Annotated in this window: 19 protein-coding genes and 1 pseudogene; 2 read left to right on the top strand and 18 right to left on the bottom strand. The window is 66.4% G+C overall.

The window, feature by feature from the left end; genetic code table 11:
- Nucleotides 1–349 precede the first annotated feature (349 nt).
- Entirely contained in the window at nucleotides 350–985 is a 636-nt protein-coding gene (locus ABEB13_RS26910; protein ID WP_345707519.1) for a hypothetical protein, read from the bottom strand.
- Nucleotides 986–1,037: 52 nt separating this feature from the next.
- Nucleotides 1,038–1,523, bottom strand: coding sequence for a hypothetical protein (locus ABEB13_RS26905; RefSeq protein ID WP_345707518.1), 486 nt, complete (start codon nucleotides 1,521–1,523; stop codon nucleotides 1,038–1,040).
- 660 nt (nucleotides 1,524–2,183) lie between these two features.
- On the opposite strand from ABEB13_RS26905, the gene ABEB13_RS26900 reads away from it, so the two are divergent.
- On the top strand, nucleotides 2,184–2,765 hold the full coding sequence (locus tag ABEB13_RS26900) for a recombinase family protein (RefSeq protein ID WP_345707517.1): 582 nt from the start codon (nucleotides 2,184–2,186) through the stop codon (nucleotides 2,763–2,765).
- A gap of 199 nt (nucleotides 2,766–2,964) precedes the next feature.
- Nucleotides 2,965–3,627 carry a recombination directionality factor gene (locus tag ABEB13_RS26895; RefSeq protein WP_345707516.1) on the top strand — a complete coding sequence of 221 codons (663 nt, stop codon included), beginning with the start codon at nucleotides 2,965–2,967 and terminating at the stop codon, nucleotides 3,625–3,627.
- 99 nt (nucleotides 3,628–3,726) lie between these two features.
- Here ABEB13_RS26895 and ABEB13_RS26890 read toward each other — a convergent pair whose 3' ends face one another.
- The 16 genes and pseudogenes from ABEB13_RS26890 to ABEB13_RS26815 all read right to left on the bottom strand — a co-directional run bounded on the left by ABEB13_RS26890 (nucleotide 3,727) and on the right by ABEB13_RS26815 (nucleotide 17,708).
- Nucleotides 3,727–4,446 carry a hypothetical protein gene (locus tag ABEB13_RS26890; protein ID WP_345707515.1) on the bottom strand — a complete coding sequence of 240 codons (720 nt, stop codon included), beginning with the start codon at nucleotides 4,444–4,446 and terminating at the stop codon, nucleotides 3,727–3,729.
- Between the two features lie 472 nt (nucleotides 4,447–4,918).
- A complete protein-coding gene (locus tag ABEB13_RS26885; protein WP_345707514.1) occupies nucleotides 4,919–6,460 on the bottom strand; it encodes a recombinase family protein in 1,542 nt (513 codons plus the stop codon).
- Nucleotides 6,369–7,100 (bottom strand): annotated as a pseudogene (locus tag ABEB13_RS26880) (magnesium chelatase domain-containing protein); the annotation flags it as partial. The gene ABEB13_RS26885 and the pseudogene ABEB13_RS26880, both read right to left, overlap by 92 nt.
- Before the next feature lie 27 nt (nucleotides 7,101–7,127).
- Nucleotides 7,128–7,496 (bottom strand): YraN family protein, encoded by a 369-nt coding sequence (locus tag ABEB13_RS26875; protein ID WP_345707513.1) that lies wholly within the window; start codon nucleotides 7,494–7,496, stop codon nucleotides 7,128–7,130.
- Nucleotides 7,497–8,473: 977 nt separating this feature from the next.
- Nucleotides 8,474–8,800, bottom strand: a complete 327-nt coding sequence (locus tag ABEB13_RS26870) for a DUF2469 domain-containing protein (protein WP_100888373.1) — start codon at nucleotides 8,798–8,800, stop codon at nucleotides 8,474–8,476.
- Nucleotides 8,801–8,855: 55 nt separating this feature from the next.
- Nucleotides 8,856–9,341 (bottom strand): NUDIX hydrolase, encoded by a 486-nt coding sequence (locus ABEB13_RS26865; RefSeq protein WP_345707512.1) that lies wholly within the window; start codon nucleotides 9,339–9,341, stop codon nucleotides 8,856–8,858.
- Nucleotides 9,342–9,387: 46 nt separating this feature from the next.
- On the bottom strand, nucleotides 9,388–10,137 hold the full coding sequence (gene lepB / locus ABEB13_RS26860) for a signal peptidase I (protein ID WP_345707511.1): 750 nt from the start codon (nucleotides 10,135–10,137) through the stop codon (nucleotides 9,388–9,390).
- A gap of 244 nt (nucleotides 10,138–10,381) precedes the next feature.
- Entirely contained in the window at nucleotides 10,382–11,374 is a 993-nt protein-coding gene (lepB, locus tag ABEB13_RS26855) for a signal peptidase I (protein WP_345707510.1), read from the bottom strand.
- Between the two features lie 241 nt (nucleotides 11,375–11,615).
- Nucleotides 11,616–12,632 (bottom strand): signal peptidase I, encoded by a 1,017-nt coding sequence (lepB, locus tag ABEB13_RS26850; RefSeq protein ID WP_345707509.1) that lies wholly within the window; start codon nucleotides 12,630–12,632, stop codon nucleotides 11,616–11,618.
- Entirely contained in the window at nucleotides 12,616–13,536 is a 921-nt protein-coding gene (gene lepB / locus ABEB13_RS26845) for a signal peptidase I (protein WP_345707508.1), read from the bottom strand. Before lepB (ABEB13_RS26845) ends, lepB (ABEB13_RS26850) begins: the two co-directional genes overlap by 17 nt.
- A 109-nt stretch (nucleotides 13,537–13,645) precedes the next feature.
- Nucleotides 13,646–13,996, bottom strand: coding sequence for a 50S ribosomal protein L19 (rplS, locus tag ABEB13_RS26840; protein WP_345707507.1), 351 nt, complete (start codon nucleotides 13,994–13,996; stop codon nucleotides 13,646–13,648).
- A gap of 155 nt (nucleotides 13,997–14,151) precedes the next feature.
- Nucleotides 14,152–14,970, bottom strand: a complete 819-nt coding sequence (trmD, locus tag ABEB13_RS26835; RefSeq protein ID WP_345709834.1) for a tRNA (guanosine(37)-N1)-methyltransferase TrmD — start codon at nucleotides 14,968–14,970, stop codon at nucleotides 14,152–14,154.
- 5 nt (nucleotides 14,971–14,975) lie between these two features.
- Nucleotides 14,976–15,632, bottom strand: a complete 657-nt coding sequence (gene rimM / locus ABEB13_RS26830; protein ID WP_345707506.1) for a ribosome maturation factor RimM — start codon at nucleotides 15,630–15,632, stop codon at nucleotides 14,976–14,978.
- 221 nt (nucleotides 15,633–15,853) lie between these two features.
- On the bottom strand, nucleotides 15,854–16,093 hold the full coding sequence (locus ABEB13_RS26825; RefSeq protein WP_030275689.1) for an RNA-binding protein: 240 nt from the start codon (nucleotides 16,091–16,093) through the stop codon (nucleotides 15,854–15,856).
- A gap of 2 nt (nucleotides 16,094–16,095) precedes the next feature.
- Nucleotides 16,096–16,527, bottom strand: coding sequence for a 30S ribosomal protein S16 (rpsP, locus tag ABEB13_RS26820; protein WP_100888380.1), 432 nt, complete (start codon nucleotides 16,525–16,527; stop codon nucleotides 16,096–16,098).
- A 602-nt stretch (nucleotides 16,528–17,129) separates the two neighbouring features.
- The gene (locus ABEB13_RS26815; protein ID WP_100888381.1) at nucleotides 17,130–17,708 is read right to left on the bottom strand and encodes a hypothetical protein; all 579 of its coding nucleotides are present in this window, start codon (nucleotides 17,706–17,708) and stop codon (nucleotides 17,130–17,132) included.
- Between the last annotated feature and the right edge of the window lie 97 nt (nucleotides 17,709–17,805).

Here is a 17,805-nt window from a genome sequence, read left to right as displayed (position 1 = left end):
GAGAGGCGACACCGTAGTAGCCGGGAGCGAAACCCCCGGGTCCCTAATTCGCGGCGATGCACGTCTCCAGGGGGCCAGGGTCCCCAGCACCGAACCGCCCAGAGATCGAGCCACCCCCGGTGCCCAGCTCAGGACGCACGTGTCAATTCAGCGGCCGGGCCCAACCGGTCACTACCAGTGCCAACAGAGCCACTGGAGGCTGGCCAACCCTGCGGGTTCGCTCTGGCAAGAGATCCAAGCGAATGCAATCAGTGCGAGCGACGATAGGCGCAGGGAAGAGGTGCAGCGGCCCAAGCTGCGATAAGCGACTTCAGGCCGGTTAATCTCGGAACCATGGAGCCATCTGCTATTAAGTCAGGTTTTCACCTCCTCCACCAACCCCGTAGCGACTGACGAATGAAGCGATAGCCTTGGGAACCTCGTCGCGATAATCTTCATTTCTAGAAATTGCCATCCGGAGCATCCATAGAAGTCCTTGGATTTGCAGGAGTGGAGAATTGGCTACCATGCGGGCAGGCATCCAGGGACAGACCAAATGAGAATGCCTCAGATCCTCGACCTGTCTCCAGATCGCCCCGTGATCGCGGTCGACTTTTTCCCACCACTCCTCATCAAGGAGTTGCAGCTTTGCGATATCCGCACTGAAAATTGACAGATCATACCGAGAGACTAGTGGCTCCAGGTAGGCACTCGGCTCCGCACGAAGGTGAATCGGGATAAGCGTGCTGGTGTCGGTTTTCAGTAGCGCCAATTCCGCATCGCGATCACGCACTTGATATGGAGCCCTCGACGCCAGCGGGTCAAGGAATTCTGGAATTAGGGAGAATTCGGCCGCCGAGATTAGCGCTAACTCCCGGATCCCTTGCAGCTTCAGATCTGACTCGAAATTTTCAGCCAGCCATGCCGCGCAGAAGCGATTAGCAGAGTCAATAGCGTCGCCCGAGAAGGTGAACAGCTCGGCTCGCTCCAGCTCTTCGACGACCACTGCCCGGCCACCTAGACCACCCACCTGCATCCTCCCTCACTCATGATTTTGATCATTTCGCCGATACTGGACCGAATAGCGAGCAAACAATGCATGCCAAACCGTAACTAGCGGCCCAGAGTGACCAGTTGAACAGAACTCCGGCCATGGCGGCACAGCTGGCGCCTGGAACTTCGATAACAACGAGAGCATAAAGCAAAAGGCCGAAAACGACTCCAGCAGCCAGGGATACTGCTCCGACCTGAATCGTGACTGTTGCGACCCTGCCTCCCAGGAAAGCAAAGACCAGACCCAATACAACGCCCTGAACAGTTACTGCAAGCTGTGTTGCTTGGGCCATCGCCGGGGACAGTCCCGACGGATTTCCTGGAGTTCCCACTTGGACTGCCGGCACTAGATCTACTTTTCCGACGCCAGACAACACTTCCCATAGCAGCGCGCTGGCAAGATACAGAACAATGATTGCGAACAGGGCGAAAGTTGCCACGATCAACGTCCCTGGTACATCATTGGCGAGCATCACCAGCGCTGCAACCAATGCGACTAGGGCACTAAAAACATATACGCCGACTACGGCTCCTCTGGCAAACTTCTCACTGCGAGCTGATCGGTCCTGACTTCCCCCAGCCCCCGCTGCGCCAGCCGCCATCGAGTACCTCCAGAGAGACGCATACCTTGACTAATATACTGACTCCACGGCAGATGACTCCTAGTGAGGGGTGATCGGCCTAATCTTTTCATCCTTTCAGGCAGTTTATTACTCTCTCAAGGTTTCTCTCCGTGCCAGCACCATTGGCGCGCCAAGCCTGCCGGCCGAAGGCCGTGTCGTTCCTGGTGCGGTCAGCCTGCTTCCCGTCGCGTGGCCGTTAGGGCGTGCCATGGCACTTACAGATCAGCCCAGACGTGGCCTTCGTTGTAGTTGTGCCATCCCCGAAAGAACCAGCGCCAGCGGCACCTGAGACCAGCTGAGAATCCAACAAGGTCAGGTGCGACACCGACAACGGTGCGTGAGACAGGACAGCAGGAGGCATCACTACGGAGTGTGATGGCCTCAAGCTGGGCCGACCGTCGCATAAACGATGGTTATTGCGACGCTCGGTCGATGGGGTACAGCGGGGCCGTTCTGGTGTCCAAAACCCGTCTCAGAAGCCACTTCAAAGCCTTGATCTTTTGAGACGAGTTATGAGACTGTTGAGGCATGACGACGCACGCAGTCAGCGGCCACCGGATCGGCTACGCCCGAGTCTCCACCGACGACCAGGAGGCGCAGCTCCAGCACGACGCCCTGTCCGAAGCTGGCTGCACTCGAATCTTCACCGACAAGGCCAGCGGAAAGAACACGGACCGTCCAGAACTTGCCGCAGTGCTGGACTACCTTCGCCCCGGCGACACCCTGTGTGTCTGGAAGCTTGATCGCTTCGCCCGCTCCCTGATCGACCTTGTGGGCATGGTGGACGCCCTGGCAGCGCGCGGGATCGGATTCAAGGTCCTCACCGGGGCGCTGGCCAGCATCGACCCGAACACACCGGACGGCCGGCTCATGCTTCAGGTTGTAGGCGCCATGGCGGAGTTCGAGCGCAGCCTGATCAAGGACAGAACCCGCGCAGGCTTGGAAGCGGCTAAGGCTCAGGGGCGCACCGGCGGGCGACCTACGGTAATCAGCGAGGACAAGCTGACGATCGCCCGCGCCCGCCGGGCCAAGGGCGAGAGCGTGAGCAGCATCGCCAAGGCGCTCAGCATCAGCCGCGCAACGCTGTACCGACACCTGGGCGACGACTAGGAACGCCGGACGGACCACGTACTGAATTCAGTATGTGGTCCCTTCGTTTCGCCCCACAGCAACACCCGCTCACCTAGGGCGGGCAGCCATAGTCAATATTAGACATGAGCACGAAAAGTTACCCAATTGCGGACACTAGGCCGCGCGGGGAGTTTCCAATGCTACGATCCCGTCAATATCCCTAAGCGCGGAGGGTGGCATGGGAACAAAGACCTTCAACAGTGGCGAAACAGGCCAAGATTCCAGGATCATCGCCGGGGTCTTCGCCGCTGGCAAGACGGATGAGAACAGAGTCCCAGTGGGGCTCTCTGAGTGGCGAATTAAAACCGGGTCTCCGATCATCGCAGATGCGGTTGCTGAACTGTTCGGCGGCACCCCCCAGTACATCGGGAGCAGCAGAGAGCTTCACCTCGCCGTGGACACCCGCGCCAACACCGTTCCCATCCTGATGGCAGGACTAAACGACCTTTGCGTCGACATGAAGCTTTGGAATCGGGGTGAACTTGTCCACCACTGCGATGGAGTCGAATTCCTATCACCTGCTAAGAAGCGCGGAACTCCGTGCGGCTGTCCGGCCACCCTGTCAGAACGCAAGAATTCGGCCAGGGATTTCATGGGTCCGAGCCCCAGCATCGAGGTCACGTTCCGTCTCGCGGATCGCCCCGACCTTGGTGAGTTCCAGTTCAAGACGGGCACTTGGACTCTACTTGGGGCCCTCGAAGGTGTAGAGAACGATCTCGCTGCGGTCGACGGCCCGGCGCTCTGTGAGCTGTCACTTGTCCGAGTGGACGTGGTCACAAAGAACGGACAAAACGCCCACTACATGAAGCCGGAGATCCGCGTCTTGGGTCCAGCCAGCTGAGTCACAGCAGGTCACACAACGCACGTGGCCGAACAGCAAGCGGGCTAGCAATCCGTAAATTTACGCGCTGCTAGCCCGCTTGCGCGCGCTCGACACCTACTAGAGCGCAAGGGTAACTCCGCGCCACCCCTCGTAGCCAGACAGCTTCCGGCGAGCGCCGAACCGCTTGTCCATCGCAGCAAACAACAGGCTCTTCCCCGTCCGGACACCGAGCGACCGGGCCAAGACGGGCTCAGCCAGGCTGAACGCGTCCCAAACAGCAGACGTGCGCACATGCTCACTGCGGGGCACAGCGGACAGGCCGGCCACCCAATCGGCAGGGTCCTTCATTGCAGCACGGAAAGCGTCGAACTGCGAAGCGATGGCGAGGAGTTGATTGGCCCGGCCAGTCGAAGCGGACAGTAGCTCTGAGGCCACCTCACTCATCCTCTTCACGAGGGCCGGATTGTCGGGAATCCCCAGCGGCTCAGATATGAGTTCCAACTCAGCGGAAAGCCCCTCGGCAGCCGCACGAAAATATGCTTGCTCGTCGGGGTCAGTCGCCTCTCTCGCAGAGATCTGGGCCTCCAGCAGGTGGGCCCGTAGTCCACGCCGGCGGCTCTCCTCTGACAGTCCTGCGTCCACCGACTTCGCAGCGGCGAGCAGCCATTCCCCCAGACCCCGGCGGATCATAGGAACGTCACGCCATTGGCCGCCCAAGGTCACCCACTGACCCCCATCCCACACGAACGGCACTGCTGGCACCCCAGGGCGCGCGGCCATGGCGGCGGCTACCTCCCAGGCCTGGCGGGCGAGCGTGTCATCTATGTACTTTCCCAACTGGACTCCTTGAAAATGTTCACGTCATTTCACCCCCGCTGTCCCACCGAAGGTGGGTAGTAAGTGATTCACAGAGGCTTTACAGCTCCCTATAGGTGACTCACAGAGGGTGAAAACTACCAGCTCAAAGCCACTATAGGTGACTAGAGAGAACCAATAAAACTATCTCCCTGCTGAGAACCCGGAACGTTCCCCACCACCGTCATTCGTCAGGGGAGCGCTTCAGAGCATGCGCCCAGGCACAGCGGCAAGGCCCTGGGGCGCAGGAAGCCCCTGCATGGCCACCTAGGGGCGCGAGAAAGCCCCCGCCGGGCGGGTTTCACCTGACAGGGGCCGAGAGGGCCGCTACGAGGCGGCTAGAGCTCTTCGAGTTCTCGGCGTATGGCCTCAAGGGCTTCAGCTTCCGGGTCCTCAACGTGTCGGCCCACGTGTATACGCTCCGGGTCCCACGCCCTTCGCCCGTTCGCCGGAGTTACCGTCGCCCTGATGTTGAAGTCCAGCAGCAAGAGGCGCCGTTCCGCCGTATCGCGCGCCTTCCACTCGTCGGCAACGGTACGGCCGGTAGGGACCCACTCCCAACGCTCTGGGGTGTCCGGCTCAGCCTCAATCTCTTCAAGGGCCTCCTGGCGGGCCTCAAGTTGCCGGAGGACAGCATCCCGAGCGGCGCCCCGGAGCACCGCCAAGTCGGCAGCCAGGGCATCAATGTCAGCCGTGAGTCCGTCCAGCTTGACTCGGCGGTCGCTTCCCCGCCCACGCGGCGCTGAACTTGAAACTCAATGGGCCCGAAGCGGGTCAGGAGCCAATCCTCTACCTGCTCCTCCAGCCGAGCAGCATTGACCGAGATGCCAGGGCAGAGTCCCTTATCGCGCACCCGCTTGTAGCGTGCAGCCTCGCAGGTGTACAGGTCGAGACGCTTCCCCCTGTACTCGCGAGAGTTGTAGTACAGCGTCTCATCGCAATTCGGGCACCATGCGACGTGGAGCAGGAGCGTCGCCTTCCGCCGTGGGCGACGGTTGGTCTGCCCGGCACGATCTAGTGCGTCTTGCAGCTCGTACCACGTCTCATCGTCCAGCAGAGCCGGCCCAACCCGGACGGGTGCCCCGAACTCATCACGCACAGCACGCCGATCCGATCGCTTCCCGACAACGCGATAGCCCCGGAGTACCTCCGAGCGGAGAAGTTGATACAGCGCTGAGTACGTCCACTCTTCCCAGACCATCGGTGGGTGCCACTCCCCTCTGGCCAACTTCCGGTATGTGCCCGGCGAACGCTCTCCACTGCTGTTCAGCCGGTCAACCTCCTGCGAGAGCGTGACACCCTCGACTACACGGCGAACGACCCTGGTCAGGACGCCCTGCGCATACCCGTCGAGGTCAAGGGCCTTGCCGCCGTCTTTCTCGACCAGCCGGAAGCCATACGGCGCAGCACCACCAAGCCAGCGCCCCTGGCGACGAAGCTCACCGCGCGACCGAAGGATTCGAGCCTTGATCGTCTCCCGTTCCATCTCAGCGAAGGCAACCATGATCGTGGTCACGAACTTCCCGTAAGGGCTGGTCAAGTCCACCTGCCCCTGAACATCCGCCAGGGTGGCTCCTCTGCCGGTCAGCATCTCGACCAGCGCAGCAAAGTGCGCGGTAACCCGAGAGAAGCGGTCAACCGACCGAGCAACGACCACATCCACCTCAGACAGGTTGTCGAGGATCTCTCGGAAACCGGACCGGTCTTCCGGCCGGATGGCTCCGGACACGTCAACGTCGCTGACCACCTGCACCACCTCCCAGCCTCGAAGGCGGCAGAAGTCCCGGCAGTCTTGTTCCTGGGACGCGATCGACGTGCTGTCCTCAGCGTCTCGCGAAAGTCGCAGGTAGAGAGCGGCACGTATGGGTTTGGGCACTTGTCCTCCTGTGTCTCGGACAGTATGTCCCACCACCGGGCGGCCCCTTGAGGTAGAGGTGGTGCCCTCCTGCAGCCGCGATCTCCAGCGCGCGGCGGGCCTCGTACTGGCCGGCGACATCGGCCAGATCGGGCCTGACCGCCGAGCCCTGCGCGCAGGTCCGGACTCCGGCTCCGGGAAGGAGCAGCCCAGCCAGGAGAGGGTCCGGGTGCCCGGCCACCGGCCCGGGCTCCTCCTCCGGCTCGGGTGCGTCCGTGAGCCGAGCGATGAGCTGTCGAAGGCTTCGCACTCCCATCACCGAGACTCCGGGTACGAGGGCTGCCTCTGCGGCGGTCTGTTCTGCGACCACTACCTGGCGGTAGCCCGCATCGGCAGCGGCAAGGACGGACGGGAGCACTCCGCGGACGGGCCTGACGGTGCCGTCGAGGCCGAGCTCTCCGATGATCAGCAGGCCGGCGATCACCGCCGGGTCCAGACGCTCGGCTGCGGCCAGGACGGCGCATGCGACGGCGAGGTCGAACCCGCTGCCGCTCTTGGGTACGGAAGCGGGGCTCAGACCAACGGTCAGCTTGCGTTGCGGCCAGCTTTCCCCGCTGTTGACCACCGCAGCCCGGACCCGGTCGCGGGCTTCGGTCAGCGCTTTGTCGGGGAGCCCCACCAGGGCGAAAGCTGCGACGCCGGGTTCGAGGTCCGCCTGGACCTCGACCACCACGCCGTCAACGCCGATGAGGGCAACGGAGCAGGTGCGAGCGAACGGCATGTCACACCGCCCCTCTCACGTGCTCGATCAGCGCCGCACCACGGAAACGGTTGACCACCGCGATGAGGTCGATGCGAACGCCTCCGGGGGCGGCGGCGCGGGCCCGTCCGACGTCCCGGTGGCCTGGACCGCGCCGACGACCTTCTGGGCGAGCTGCTCGAAGTGGACCGGCCAGCGCTCGTTGAGCCAGCGCTCGGCCAGCCGACGGAGGCGCTCGGCCTTGGGCCTGTCGATGCCCTCCGCGGGTTGCTGGAAGGCACGCTCCGAGCGGGTCTTGACCTCGCAGACGGCGAGTGTCTCGCCGTCGAGAGCAACGATGTCGAGCTCGCCCTCGGAGCACCGCCAGTTCCGTTCCAGGATGCGCAGGCCGTCGTGGACGAGGCGCCGGGCAGCCACCTCCTCGCCGTACCGTCCCAGCCCCAGGTTGGGGCTGCGCCCGGTGGTCGCCGGCCTCTGGCCGGCACCGGACGAACGCTGACCGGCGGCCGCAGAACCACCCGCGGCAGCCGTCGGACCGACCGCCTGGCGCGTCGCCGGTTTGGCGCGGGATCGGCCACTTCCTGCGGTGCCTCTCGCGCCTCCCCTAGTGGACCGGGTCGCACGAGGCGGTGCCACACTCTCGGCCGTGCCGGATCCTCCGGCGCAGGCCGCCGAAGAGAGGAGCCCGTTCGGGCCGGCCGGATCACTGGCACCTGCCGCATCGGCCGATTCGGCCCGCTGATGTGTGCCAACCCGAACGCCTCGGCGAGCCTCGTCGGCCCGACTGTCCTCGCAGACCTTGTCGGCCTGGTCAACCTGATCGGCCTGGCCACCCTCGCCGGGCTCCGTTCCTCGGCGAGCCGGCCGACTCTGGCAATCTGGGTCGACGGCAGCAGTGCCAGCGGCAGCGGCAGCGGCAGCGGCATCTCGGTCGTGTTCGGGCTTCGCGTGTTGGCAGGAGTCGACGGCTTCCGCCGTCGAGGTCCGGTCTGGGCTCCTGCCCGTGAGAGCGCCGTTGGGGCTGCGTTCTTCTCCGACCCGTTCGACTTGTCCGGCCCGTTCCTGCCACTGGTATTCCGGTCGCCGCTGCTCGCGCCACGGACGTCATTGGGATTCTGCACGGCTTCACCTCCGTCATGTGGAGGTTGCCGAGGAGACGTGCATCCCGACCAGGGGACCTTACGAACCTGTGGATAACTCGGGCCTGTGGATAACCAGAGTCCCTCGCAGGAGTGGTGAAGCCCCTCGATGCTGGACACGGCTGCTCGGAAATTCCATGCTCGGAATCCGGACAGAGCACCGACGCGGAGGGCGAACCCTGCGCAAGGAGCGGCTCGGCAGCTCCGGGCACGATGCCGAGGGTTGTCCCGAGCCCTGAACCGTCGGCTATCGCATCAGTTGCCGAAGGAACTGTCGTCGGAGGGGAGCTCCAGGTCGCTCTTGGCCAGCTCCTCGATATTGACGTCCTTGAAGGTCAGGACCCGGACCTTCCGGACGAACCGCGCCGGCCGGTACATGTCCCACACCCAAGCGTCCGCCATCGACACCTCGAAGAACACTTCCCCCTGAACGGAGTGCACCTGAAGGTCGTAGTCGTTCGTGAGATAAAAGCGTCGCTCGGTCTCGATGACGTACTTGAAGAGACCGACGACGTCCCGGTACTCCCGGTAGAGCTTGAGCTCCATCTCGGTCTCGTACTTCTCGAGGTCTTCGGCACTCATCCAGGCGTCCCCTCACTCGTCACGTCCACCCCATTGTGGACCACTGCAACCACCATCAGAGCCCTACCGGCACGACCGGCGGGCCATCCATGACCAGGCGGTCGAGAAGCTCCGGCAACCGGGCCGGATAAACGGTCTCCCCGGTCTCTCTCAGCTCGGCCGCAGTCCACCAGCGTGCCTCGATCAGAGAGGCGTGCTCCTCCGCGGCCGCTCTGGTCTCCAATCCGGCCTCCACCCGATCGGTCCTTGCCAGCAGGAAGTGCTGTTCCTGCTGGTAGAGCTGCCCCTGAAAGGAGAACGACACAGTGTCGTACGCCACCAATGGTCCGAGGTCCACACCGACGAGTCCGACCTCCTCGGCGAGTTCGCGCAGCGCCGCCTCGCGCTCGCTCTCGCCCGGCTCCAGGCCACCGCCCGGCGTGATCCACCAGGACACACCGGGGGCCGCCGGGTCCAGACCGTGCAGCAGTAGGAGGCGGTCGTCCCGGTCGAGCAGGAGGACGCGGACGGCTCGCCGACGCCGGACCTCCACGGCGGTCACCTCCACTGTCCCCTCGCGAACGGCCGGGCCGAGCGGGCCCGCCGGTTCAGCTCCGTCGACGGCTCACGCGGCGCACCAGCGAGGCAACCGATCCCATCGCGCCCGCCAACAGGACCAGCGCAGCTCCACCGACGGCGCCGTACGCCGCGGGTGCGAGCAGCCCCGGTCGGGTTGCAATCGGCCCCTTGAGGGCGTCAAAGGCGGCAGTGCGGCCGAGGAACGTGGCCCGGGACGACGGCCAGACACGTGCCTCCACCTTGGCGACCACGTCCGAGGCAGCCACTGTCCCGCTGGCGACATCCAGGTGGCTGCGGGAGTCCAGGGAATTGAAGCGCGAGTCTCCGAGCAGGAAGAGGCGCCCCTCGGGCACGGTGATGCTGAAGGCGGCACCAGTGCCGCCTCGGACATCTGCGTAGGGTTCGGTCACACCGACGCCGTTCACGGTCAGGTGCCCTGCCGAGTCGCAGCAGGCCACTGTGTCGCCGCCGACTGCGACGACACGCTTCACCATCGTCGCACCGCCCCAGCTCTGCTCGGTAAAGACGACGATGTCGCCACGGCCGACCGATCCTCCGCCGATCTTCCGGGCCAGCACGGTGTCGTCCGGCTGGATGGTGGGAGACATGGACGTCGTCGGCACGCGGTAGGGACGGTAGTCCATCGCGATCAACCCGAAGCCACCGACGAGCAGCGCGAACCCGACGGCGATGGCCACGCCCTGCAGCAGCGAGGCTGCGCTACGTCGCCGGCGGGCCGGCGCCGGCTTCGCTGCCGGACGCTCCGTGACACTGCTCATGGCCCTCGTACCTTCCTCATCGGCACTAGGCCGGTCCGCGCACACCTGGTACCCACGCGCGGTACCGGCGGCCCCAATGCCGACAGGCCGCGGTACCTGCGAGCACATTACTCGCCGGTACCACGGCCTGCGCAAGAGTCGGCCACAGATCCTCAGTCGATCGCCCTGCCCCTCACGACGGCCGAGGGGGCCGGCGCACTCAGTCAAGTCGATCCGGTCGGTCCGCTCGGCACGGCCGGGCCGGTCAGTCTCGACGCCTGCGGATCCACCACACAGCCGGCAGGGCAACAGCCGCGCCCGCCGCCGGCAGCGTCATCGGAGCCGCCGCCGAGAGGCCCTTCTGGTCGAAGGTGTCCGGCACCGGAAGCGTCGCCCAGTCCCCGATCGGCCACGCGACCACGAAGGCCCGACCGACCACGTTGCCGACCGGCACCGTTCCACCGCCGGGCTGGTCCTGGTGGTAGCGCGAGTCGAGGGAGTCACCACGGTGGTCGCCCATCACCCAGATCCGACCGTTGGGCACCTTGACCGGACCAAAGGGCTTCTCCCCGCACGGGGTGTTACCCGGGAAGATGTACGGCTCGTTGAGGGCGATCCCGTTCACCTTGACCGGACCGCTGCCCTGACACTCGACGGTGTCTCCACCCACCGCGATGACCCGCTTGATCAGGTCCTTCTCGTTGGAGGAGGGCATCAGGCCGATGAAGCTGAAGACGTTCTGAATGCCTCGGACGAAAGCGCTGTTGCTCTGCTGGGTCGGCTCGTCGTTCAGCCAGCCACCCGGGTCGTGGAAGACCACGACCTCGCCCCGCTGGGGCTCGGCGCCGAACCAGGGAGTGAGCTTGTCGACCAGGACGCGGTCCCCGATCTTCAGGGTGTTCTCCATCGAGCCCGACGGGATCGAGAAGGCCTGGACGAAGAACGTCTTGATCACCAGCGCCAGAATCAGCGCGATGCCGACCAGGATCGGGAGTTCCTTCCAGAAGGAACGCTGCTTCTGGGGACGGGGTCTGTCGTCTCCAGATCCGTCACCAGCCACCGTGTCCCGCTCGGGGACTTCACTCACTGTGCCCTCCGAGTCGTCCGGGGTACCGGCAGGACTACCGTCCGAAGCGGCAGCCGCTCCCGCCGCACCGGAATCGGCGGCCTGCGCGGCCTGGGCCGACCGGACCGCGCGACCGCCCGTGCCCTCGGGCTCCGGGGCACCCGAGCGGGCACCGATCACCAGATCCCCCACGACATCTCCTCCCTGCTCTGCAGACGCCCATGCGCCCACGCTCGCCAGTGCCGCACAGTCGACACCACGCTCCGTAACCGACCGTCAACCCGCCTCAGACCTGCCCGCCAGGGGCCGGTCTGACACCAGAAGCAACGACCCGGAAACCCGGGAAGGTCACCGAACCGTGCACCGAGTAGTCCAGCACCTCTCTATCACTCCCATTCGACCTGCCCGTGCTCCCACACGGCAGATCCGGGCATCAACCGGACCGACGGCTCTGCCGACGGCCGGCCTGTCCCCTCCGAACAACGAACGGAAGTGCGCCCAACACACCCATAACGAGCGAAGGTTCCGCAGGATCCGGCCCGGCGGTCCCAAATCCACCGGACGACTCAATCGGACCGGCAGTGCCTGCGGCCGAAGCAGCCGGCGTACGGGTCGGAAGAGAGGAGAGCGAACCCGGCACATCGAGCCGACCGAGTCTCGGGAGCGGCCATGCGATAACGACGGCGCGGCCGACGACGTTCCCCACAGGAATGGTGCCTCCCCCGGGATTCGCCATGTGCGACCGGGAGTCAGCCGAAAGATCGCGGTGATCGCCCATGACCCAGAGGCGCCCCGCAGGCACAGTGATCTTGAACGCCTGCCGCGACGGGACGTTGCCGGGCGCCAGGTAGGCCTCGTCGACGGGGGCGCCGTTGACACTCAGCCGACCCTTCGCGTCACAGCATTCGACGGTGTCCCCGCCAACCCCGATGACCCGCTTGATCAGGTCGTGCTCATTGTCGGAGGGCAACAGCCCCACGGAGGAGAAGACCTGCTTCACCCGGTGGAGAACCGGCCCGTCGTTCGACACCGTGCGGTCGTTCTCCAGCCAGCCACCTGGATCCCGGAAGACCACGACCTCTCCGCGGCTCGGCTGATTGCCGAACCACGGGGTCAGCTTGTCGACCAGCACGCGGTCGCCGATCTGAATCGTCTGCTCCATCGAGCCCGAAGGGATGACGAAGACCTGGACGAAGAACGTCTTGAGCACCAGCGCGATCACCAGTGCCACGATCACGACCAACGGCAGCTCGCGGAAGAGCGACCGGCGGCGGCGGCGAGCCGCACGCTGGGCTGTCCTACGGCGCTCGGCACGACCGCGGGTAACACCCGAGAGCCGGCGGCCCGCTCGCTCGGCCCCTGCGCCTTCCCCGGCCTCCGAGAAGTCCGGAGCGCCCGTTCCCGACGAGGGTGCAGCCGTCACCGGCCGTCCCTTACCCCTGGTCCCCATGGCTACCAGTCCCCCCAATCGCGGCAAAGGCTCCCGGCCGGGTCAGGGAGGTCCACCGACCGAACGGGAACACCACCCACTCGGCCCGGCCGATCACCCGCGACTCGGGCACGAAACCGCCACCCGGCTGCCCCAGGTGGTCGCGCGAGTCACTGGAATCGCTCCGGTGATCCCCCATGAGCCAGAGCCGGCCAGCCGGCACCAGGACGTCGAACGGCACCTCGGACGGCGAGTCGCCAGGAGCCAGATAGCCGGCTTCGTCGAGAGGCTCGCCATTGACGCGGATCCTGCCGTCCGTACCGCAGCAGGTCACCCTGTCACCCGCGATCCCGACAACCCGCTTCACGAAGACCGAATCACCGGCCGAGGAGAGCCCGACTCGGTTCAACAGCTTTCGAGCGGCGGAGGGGTCAGCAGCGTAGGGAAGAAACGAACCGGTCCCGTCGAACACCACGACGTCGCCGCGTCGAACGTGCCCACCGAAGGCGTAGGCGAGCTCATTGACCACCAGCCTGTCCCCAGGGCGAAGGGTGTTCTCCATGGAGCCCGACGGAACAGCGAAAGGTCGCGCCACGAAGGCATTCGCGATGAGCAGCACGAGCAGGCAGACAGCCCCCACCAACAGGAGGTCGCGTCCCCATCCCCCACGAGAGCCGCCTTGGGCGCCGTCACCGGGCGGGACTGCAACCGTCCCGACGCCGTCGGCACCCTCAACCAGCCCGGGGCCCTCAGCAGCCCCCGCACCGTCGACACCCTCAGCCGTCTGAGCAGCAGCAGGGTCCGTCAACGCCGCGCCCGCCCCGCCCGCAGCACCGACAGGAACGACGACGGACCGCGCCGGCGAGTCCGCACCCTTGGGGGCGGTTCTTCCGACGCGGTCCGCGGCAGGTTCGTGCGTGGTCATCGGGCAGAGCTTATCCCCAAGCCCCTGAGGTCCAGGCCTCAAGGTGTCCAAGGGCTCAAGTCCCATCGACCGTAAGCAGTCGCACCCCGGCCAAGGCCGGGGCCGATGCTTACTTGTCGCGCTTCTCCTTGATCTTCGCGGCCTTGCCGCGGAGCTCACGGAGGTAGTACAGCTTGGCGCGGCGGACGGCACCGCGGGTCACGACCTCGATCTTCTCGACGATCGGGGTGTGCACCGGGAAGGTGCGCTCCACGCCGACGTTGAAGCTGACCTTGCGGACGGTGAAGGTCTCACCGATGCCGGCGCCGTGGCGACGGATGACGACGCCCTGGAAGACCTGGACGCGGGAGCGGTTGCCTTCGATGACGCGGACGTGCACCTTGAGGGTGTCACCCGGGCGGAAGGACGGGACGTCGGTGCGCAGCGAGGCCGCGTCGACAGCAGCGAGCTTGTTGCTCATGGTGCTCTCCATCGCAGACGCCACAGGCCGCCTACGGAAGTTCGTGAGAATGATGGTTGCTGCGGGCCGCATCGGCTGACGGCGAACCCCCTGTGGCGGGCCGGCCGGTCCACGTGACGACCTCGGAAGGACGTCCAGCGACAGACAGCAGTCGCCTATTGTTCCACATCATCCACTGCCGGCCGAAATCGGCCGAGGCTCTCGTCCCAGGCCAGGCCGAGGATGCTGAGCGCCTCCCGTTCCTTCTTGTCGAAGGCACCGAGCTGCCAGCGGGAGACGAGGTCCGGCCGGTTGGCGAGGGTGCGGGCGAAGGCCTGTTCCCTGCGCCAGCGTGCGATCTTGCCGTGGTGGCCGCTGAGCAGCACCTCGGGTACCTCGCGGCCGCGCCATTCGGCGGGCTTGGTGTAGACCGGGCCTTCCAGCAGGTCGGCCATGGCACCGGGGGCGAAGGAGTCGTCGCGGTGCGACTCGGCATTGCCGAGGACGCCCGGGAGGAGCCTGGCGATGGCTTCGACCATCACCAGGACGGCGACCTCACCGCCGGCCAGGACGTAGTCGCCGATCGAGGCCTCCACGACCGGCATGCGAGTGGCCGCCTCGTCGATGACGCGCCGGTCGATGCCCTCGTAACGCGCCGGCGCAAACGCCAGCCACGAGCGGCCGGCGAGCTCCTGCGCGAGCTCCTGGGTGAACGGACGGCCGCTGGGGGTCGGCACAACCAGGGTCGGGACCTCCCCTTCCGGGCCTTGGGCGAGCACGGCGTCGAGCGCGGCACCCCAGGGCTCGGGCTTCATCACCATGCCCGGTCCGCCACCGTACGGGGTGTCGTCGACCGTCCGGTGGATGTCGGTCGTCCAGCCGCGCAGATCGTGCAGGTGGACATCGAGCTGGCCGCGGGCGCGGGCCTTGCCGACCAGGGAGACGTTCAGGGGGTCGAGGTACTCGGGGAAGATCGTGACGACGTCGATCCGCATCTCGCTCACGCGCCGTTCTCCTGGCCCGTTCCCCGACCGTCGCCGTCCTCGGAGCCGGCAGACTCGGCGCCGACCTCGGGGCTGACTTCGGAACCAGCGGCCTGGGGGTCAGCGACCTCCGATTCAGCGGCCTCAGAGCCGGCCGCCTCCGCGAGAGGCTCGATGAGGCCGGGCGGGGGCGTGATGACCGCGCGCTGGTTCTCCAGATCGATGGTCGGCACGATCTGCTCCACGAACGGCACGAGCACCTCGGTGCCGTCGGGGCGGGTCACCGTGAGGAGGTCCTGGTACGGGAGGTGGACGATCTCGCTGAGCTCGCCGACCAGCGTGCCGTCCGTGAGGACGACGTCGAGCCCGATGAGCTGGTGGTCGTAGTACTCCTCCGGGTCGTCCGGGGTCTCCTCCGGGTCGATCTCGGCGATCAGCATGGTGCCGCGCAGCGCCTCGGCGTCGGTGCGGTCCTTCACCCCGGCGAAGCGGAGCAGCAGCCGACCGCTGTGCACGCGACCGGATTCGACGGTCAGCGGCCCGACAGCCGCCGGGTCGGTGAGCAGGACGGCACCTGGGCCGAGCCGGAGTTCCGGCTCGTCGGTGCGGACCTCGACGCTGACATCGCCCCGGATGCCGTGGGCGCGGCCGATCTTGCCGACGACGAGCTGCACGGTGATCGTTCTCCTGTGTTCCCGCGCCGGGCGGCGCTGTACCGATGCAAGGAAGTCTGTAGGGGCGCCGTCGGGACCGCTGCTTGTGCGGCCGAGCAGCCCGCAGCCATGCACCCGTCGGGGCATGGCCGAAAAGGCAGGAAGGAAGCAGGAAGGGCCGGCCGGGACGACGAACGTCCCGGCCGGCCCCGCGTACCTGACGAGTGCCTGGCGGCTCGGTGTCAGCGGATGCTGTCCACGTCGACCAGGTCGACCCGGACGTTGCGGCCGCCGAGTGCGCCGACCACGGTGCGCAGAGCGCGCGCCGTACGGCCGCCGCGGCCGATCACCTTGCCGAGGTCGTCGGGGTGGACCCGGACCTCGATGGTGTTGCCCCGGCGCAGGTTGCGCGAGCGCACCTGCACCTCGTCGGGGTGCTCGACGATGCCCTTCACCAGGTGGTCGAGGGCTTCCTCGATCATGCTCAGGCCTCGGTGGAGGTGGCCTCGGCGTCAGCCTCGGCCTTGTCCGCCTTCTTGGCCTTCGGGGTGATGGCAACACCGGTGGTGCTGTCCTCGAAGCCCGCGACGGCCTTCGCGAAGAGGTGCGAGAAGTCCTCGACCTTGGGCTCGGCGACCTTCAGCGGCTCCGGAGCCGGCAGGCCCTTGAACTTCTGCCAGTCGCCGGTCAGCTTGAGGATGGCGAGGACCGGCTCGGTCGGCTGGGCGCCGACGGACAGCCAGTACTGCGCGCGGTCGGTGTCGACCTCGATCTTCGAGGGGTTGTAGGTCGGCTGGTAGACGCCGATCTCCTCGATCGCACGGCCGTCACGCTTGGTGCGGGAGTCCGCGACGACGATGCGGTAGTGCGGGGAGCGAATCTTGCCGAGTCGCTTCAGCTTGATCTTGACTGCCACGGGAGTGGATTCTCCTGGTGTTGACGTGGGTGAGCGGCCGCTGCCACCGCGTGGGGTTGCGGCGACCGGCCGTTCAGGGGACACGCCAGCCGTAGGAGAGAGGGGTCCTGCCCGGCTGCCGAGTACTCAGCTGTCCATTCTGCCACAGCTCGGCTGTTCACCATAAAACGGCCACCGTGCCACTGCCCCGACCCGGTCCGGACACTCGATCCGAACACTCGGTCCGGACGCCCGCGCGGGACCGCCACATGGAACGACCGCGCGGAACGACCACAGGAAGGCGGCCGGAAGCCCACTCCACCCCGACAGCGTCAGGGCACTGGCGTCACACACAGCCGCACCTGCGCGCGTGCCCCCGGACGGGCAACCGCACTCACCACCCGGACGCACGCGGCATCCGGGCATGGCCAACACACGCGCCCCGGAACACCCCGGCACGTGCGGACATCGGGGGCGGGACGCACAGACGGACAGGCAGATGGACAAGCGGACGACAAGCAGATCGGCTCGACCGAGGGCCCCCGCCCCCGGTAGAGCCGAGAAGAGCGAACGGTCACGCAGTGGACTGCCGCGCTGGGTGCGGCGATCCGACGGCGGATCGATCAGCCGATCTTGAAGGGCTGCTGGCACGCGCCGCAGACGATGGAGGCCTGGGCGAGCACCGACGGCACCACGCGGACGTTGCGGCCACAACCGCAGACGGCCTTGACCCGTACGCCGCCGCCGGAGGATCCGTGGCGGGCCGCCGGGCCGCGGAAGGCGCGCTGGCCGCCCTCGCCCGCAACGGCCAACTGGTGCGCCCCGAGTGCGCGCTCCAGCCGCTCGATGGTGTCGACGTACCGTTCCTGCGTCTCCTGGAGCATGGTCACCTGGGAGAAGCCGCTGCTGGCGTGCGGCTCGACCGGGTGGGCCAGCCCGAGCTCGGAGGCGAGCATCAGGAAGCGTCGGTTGTGGTACCGGCCGGCGCGGGAGGTGTCGCGGATCTCCCGGGCTGCGGCCAGACCGTGGGCGGCCTCGTGCAGCAGCCGCTCGAAACCGAGCCGGGTGCCGCAGGCCGAGGAGGACTCGCCGATCAGGGCCTCCGGGGAGGCGAGGTCGGGGAGGTCCTGGTGATGGGCCTGGATGTCGCTCCAGGCGGCGGCCAGTTCGGCCGCCAGGACGAGGGGCTGTGTCGTGCTCACGCTGGACCAACGAGGGAGAGCGGGCCGATGTTCCGAGAGTTCCCGTTCTCGGGGAATTCCCAGCGATCTCTCAGGAATGCCGACCTGTACCTGAATT

It is taken from the genome of Kitasatospora paranensis (assembly GCF_039544005.1).
In the GTDB taxonomy this organism is placed as follows: domain Bacteria; phylum Actinomycetota; class Actinomycetes; order Streptomycetales; family Streptomycetaceae; genus Kitasatospora; species Kitasatospora paranensis.
This window is presented reverse-complemented; position numbering and strand designations above follow the sequence as displayed.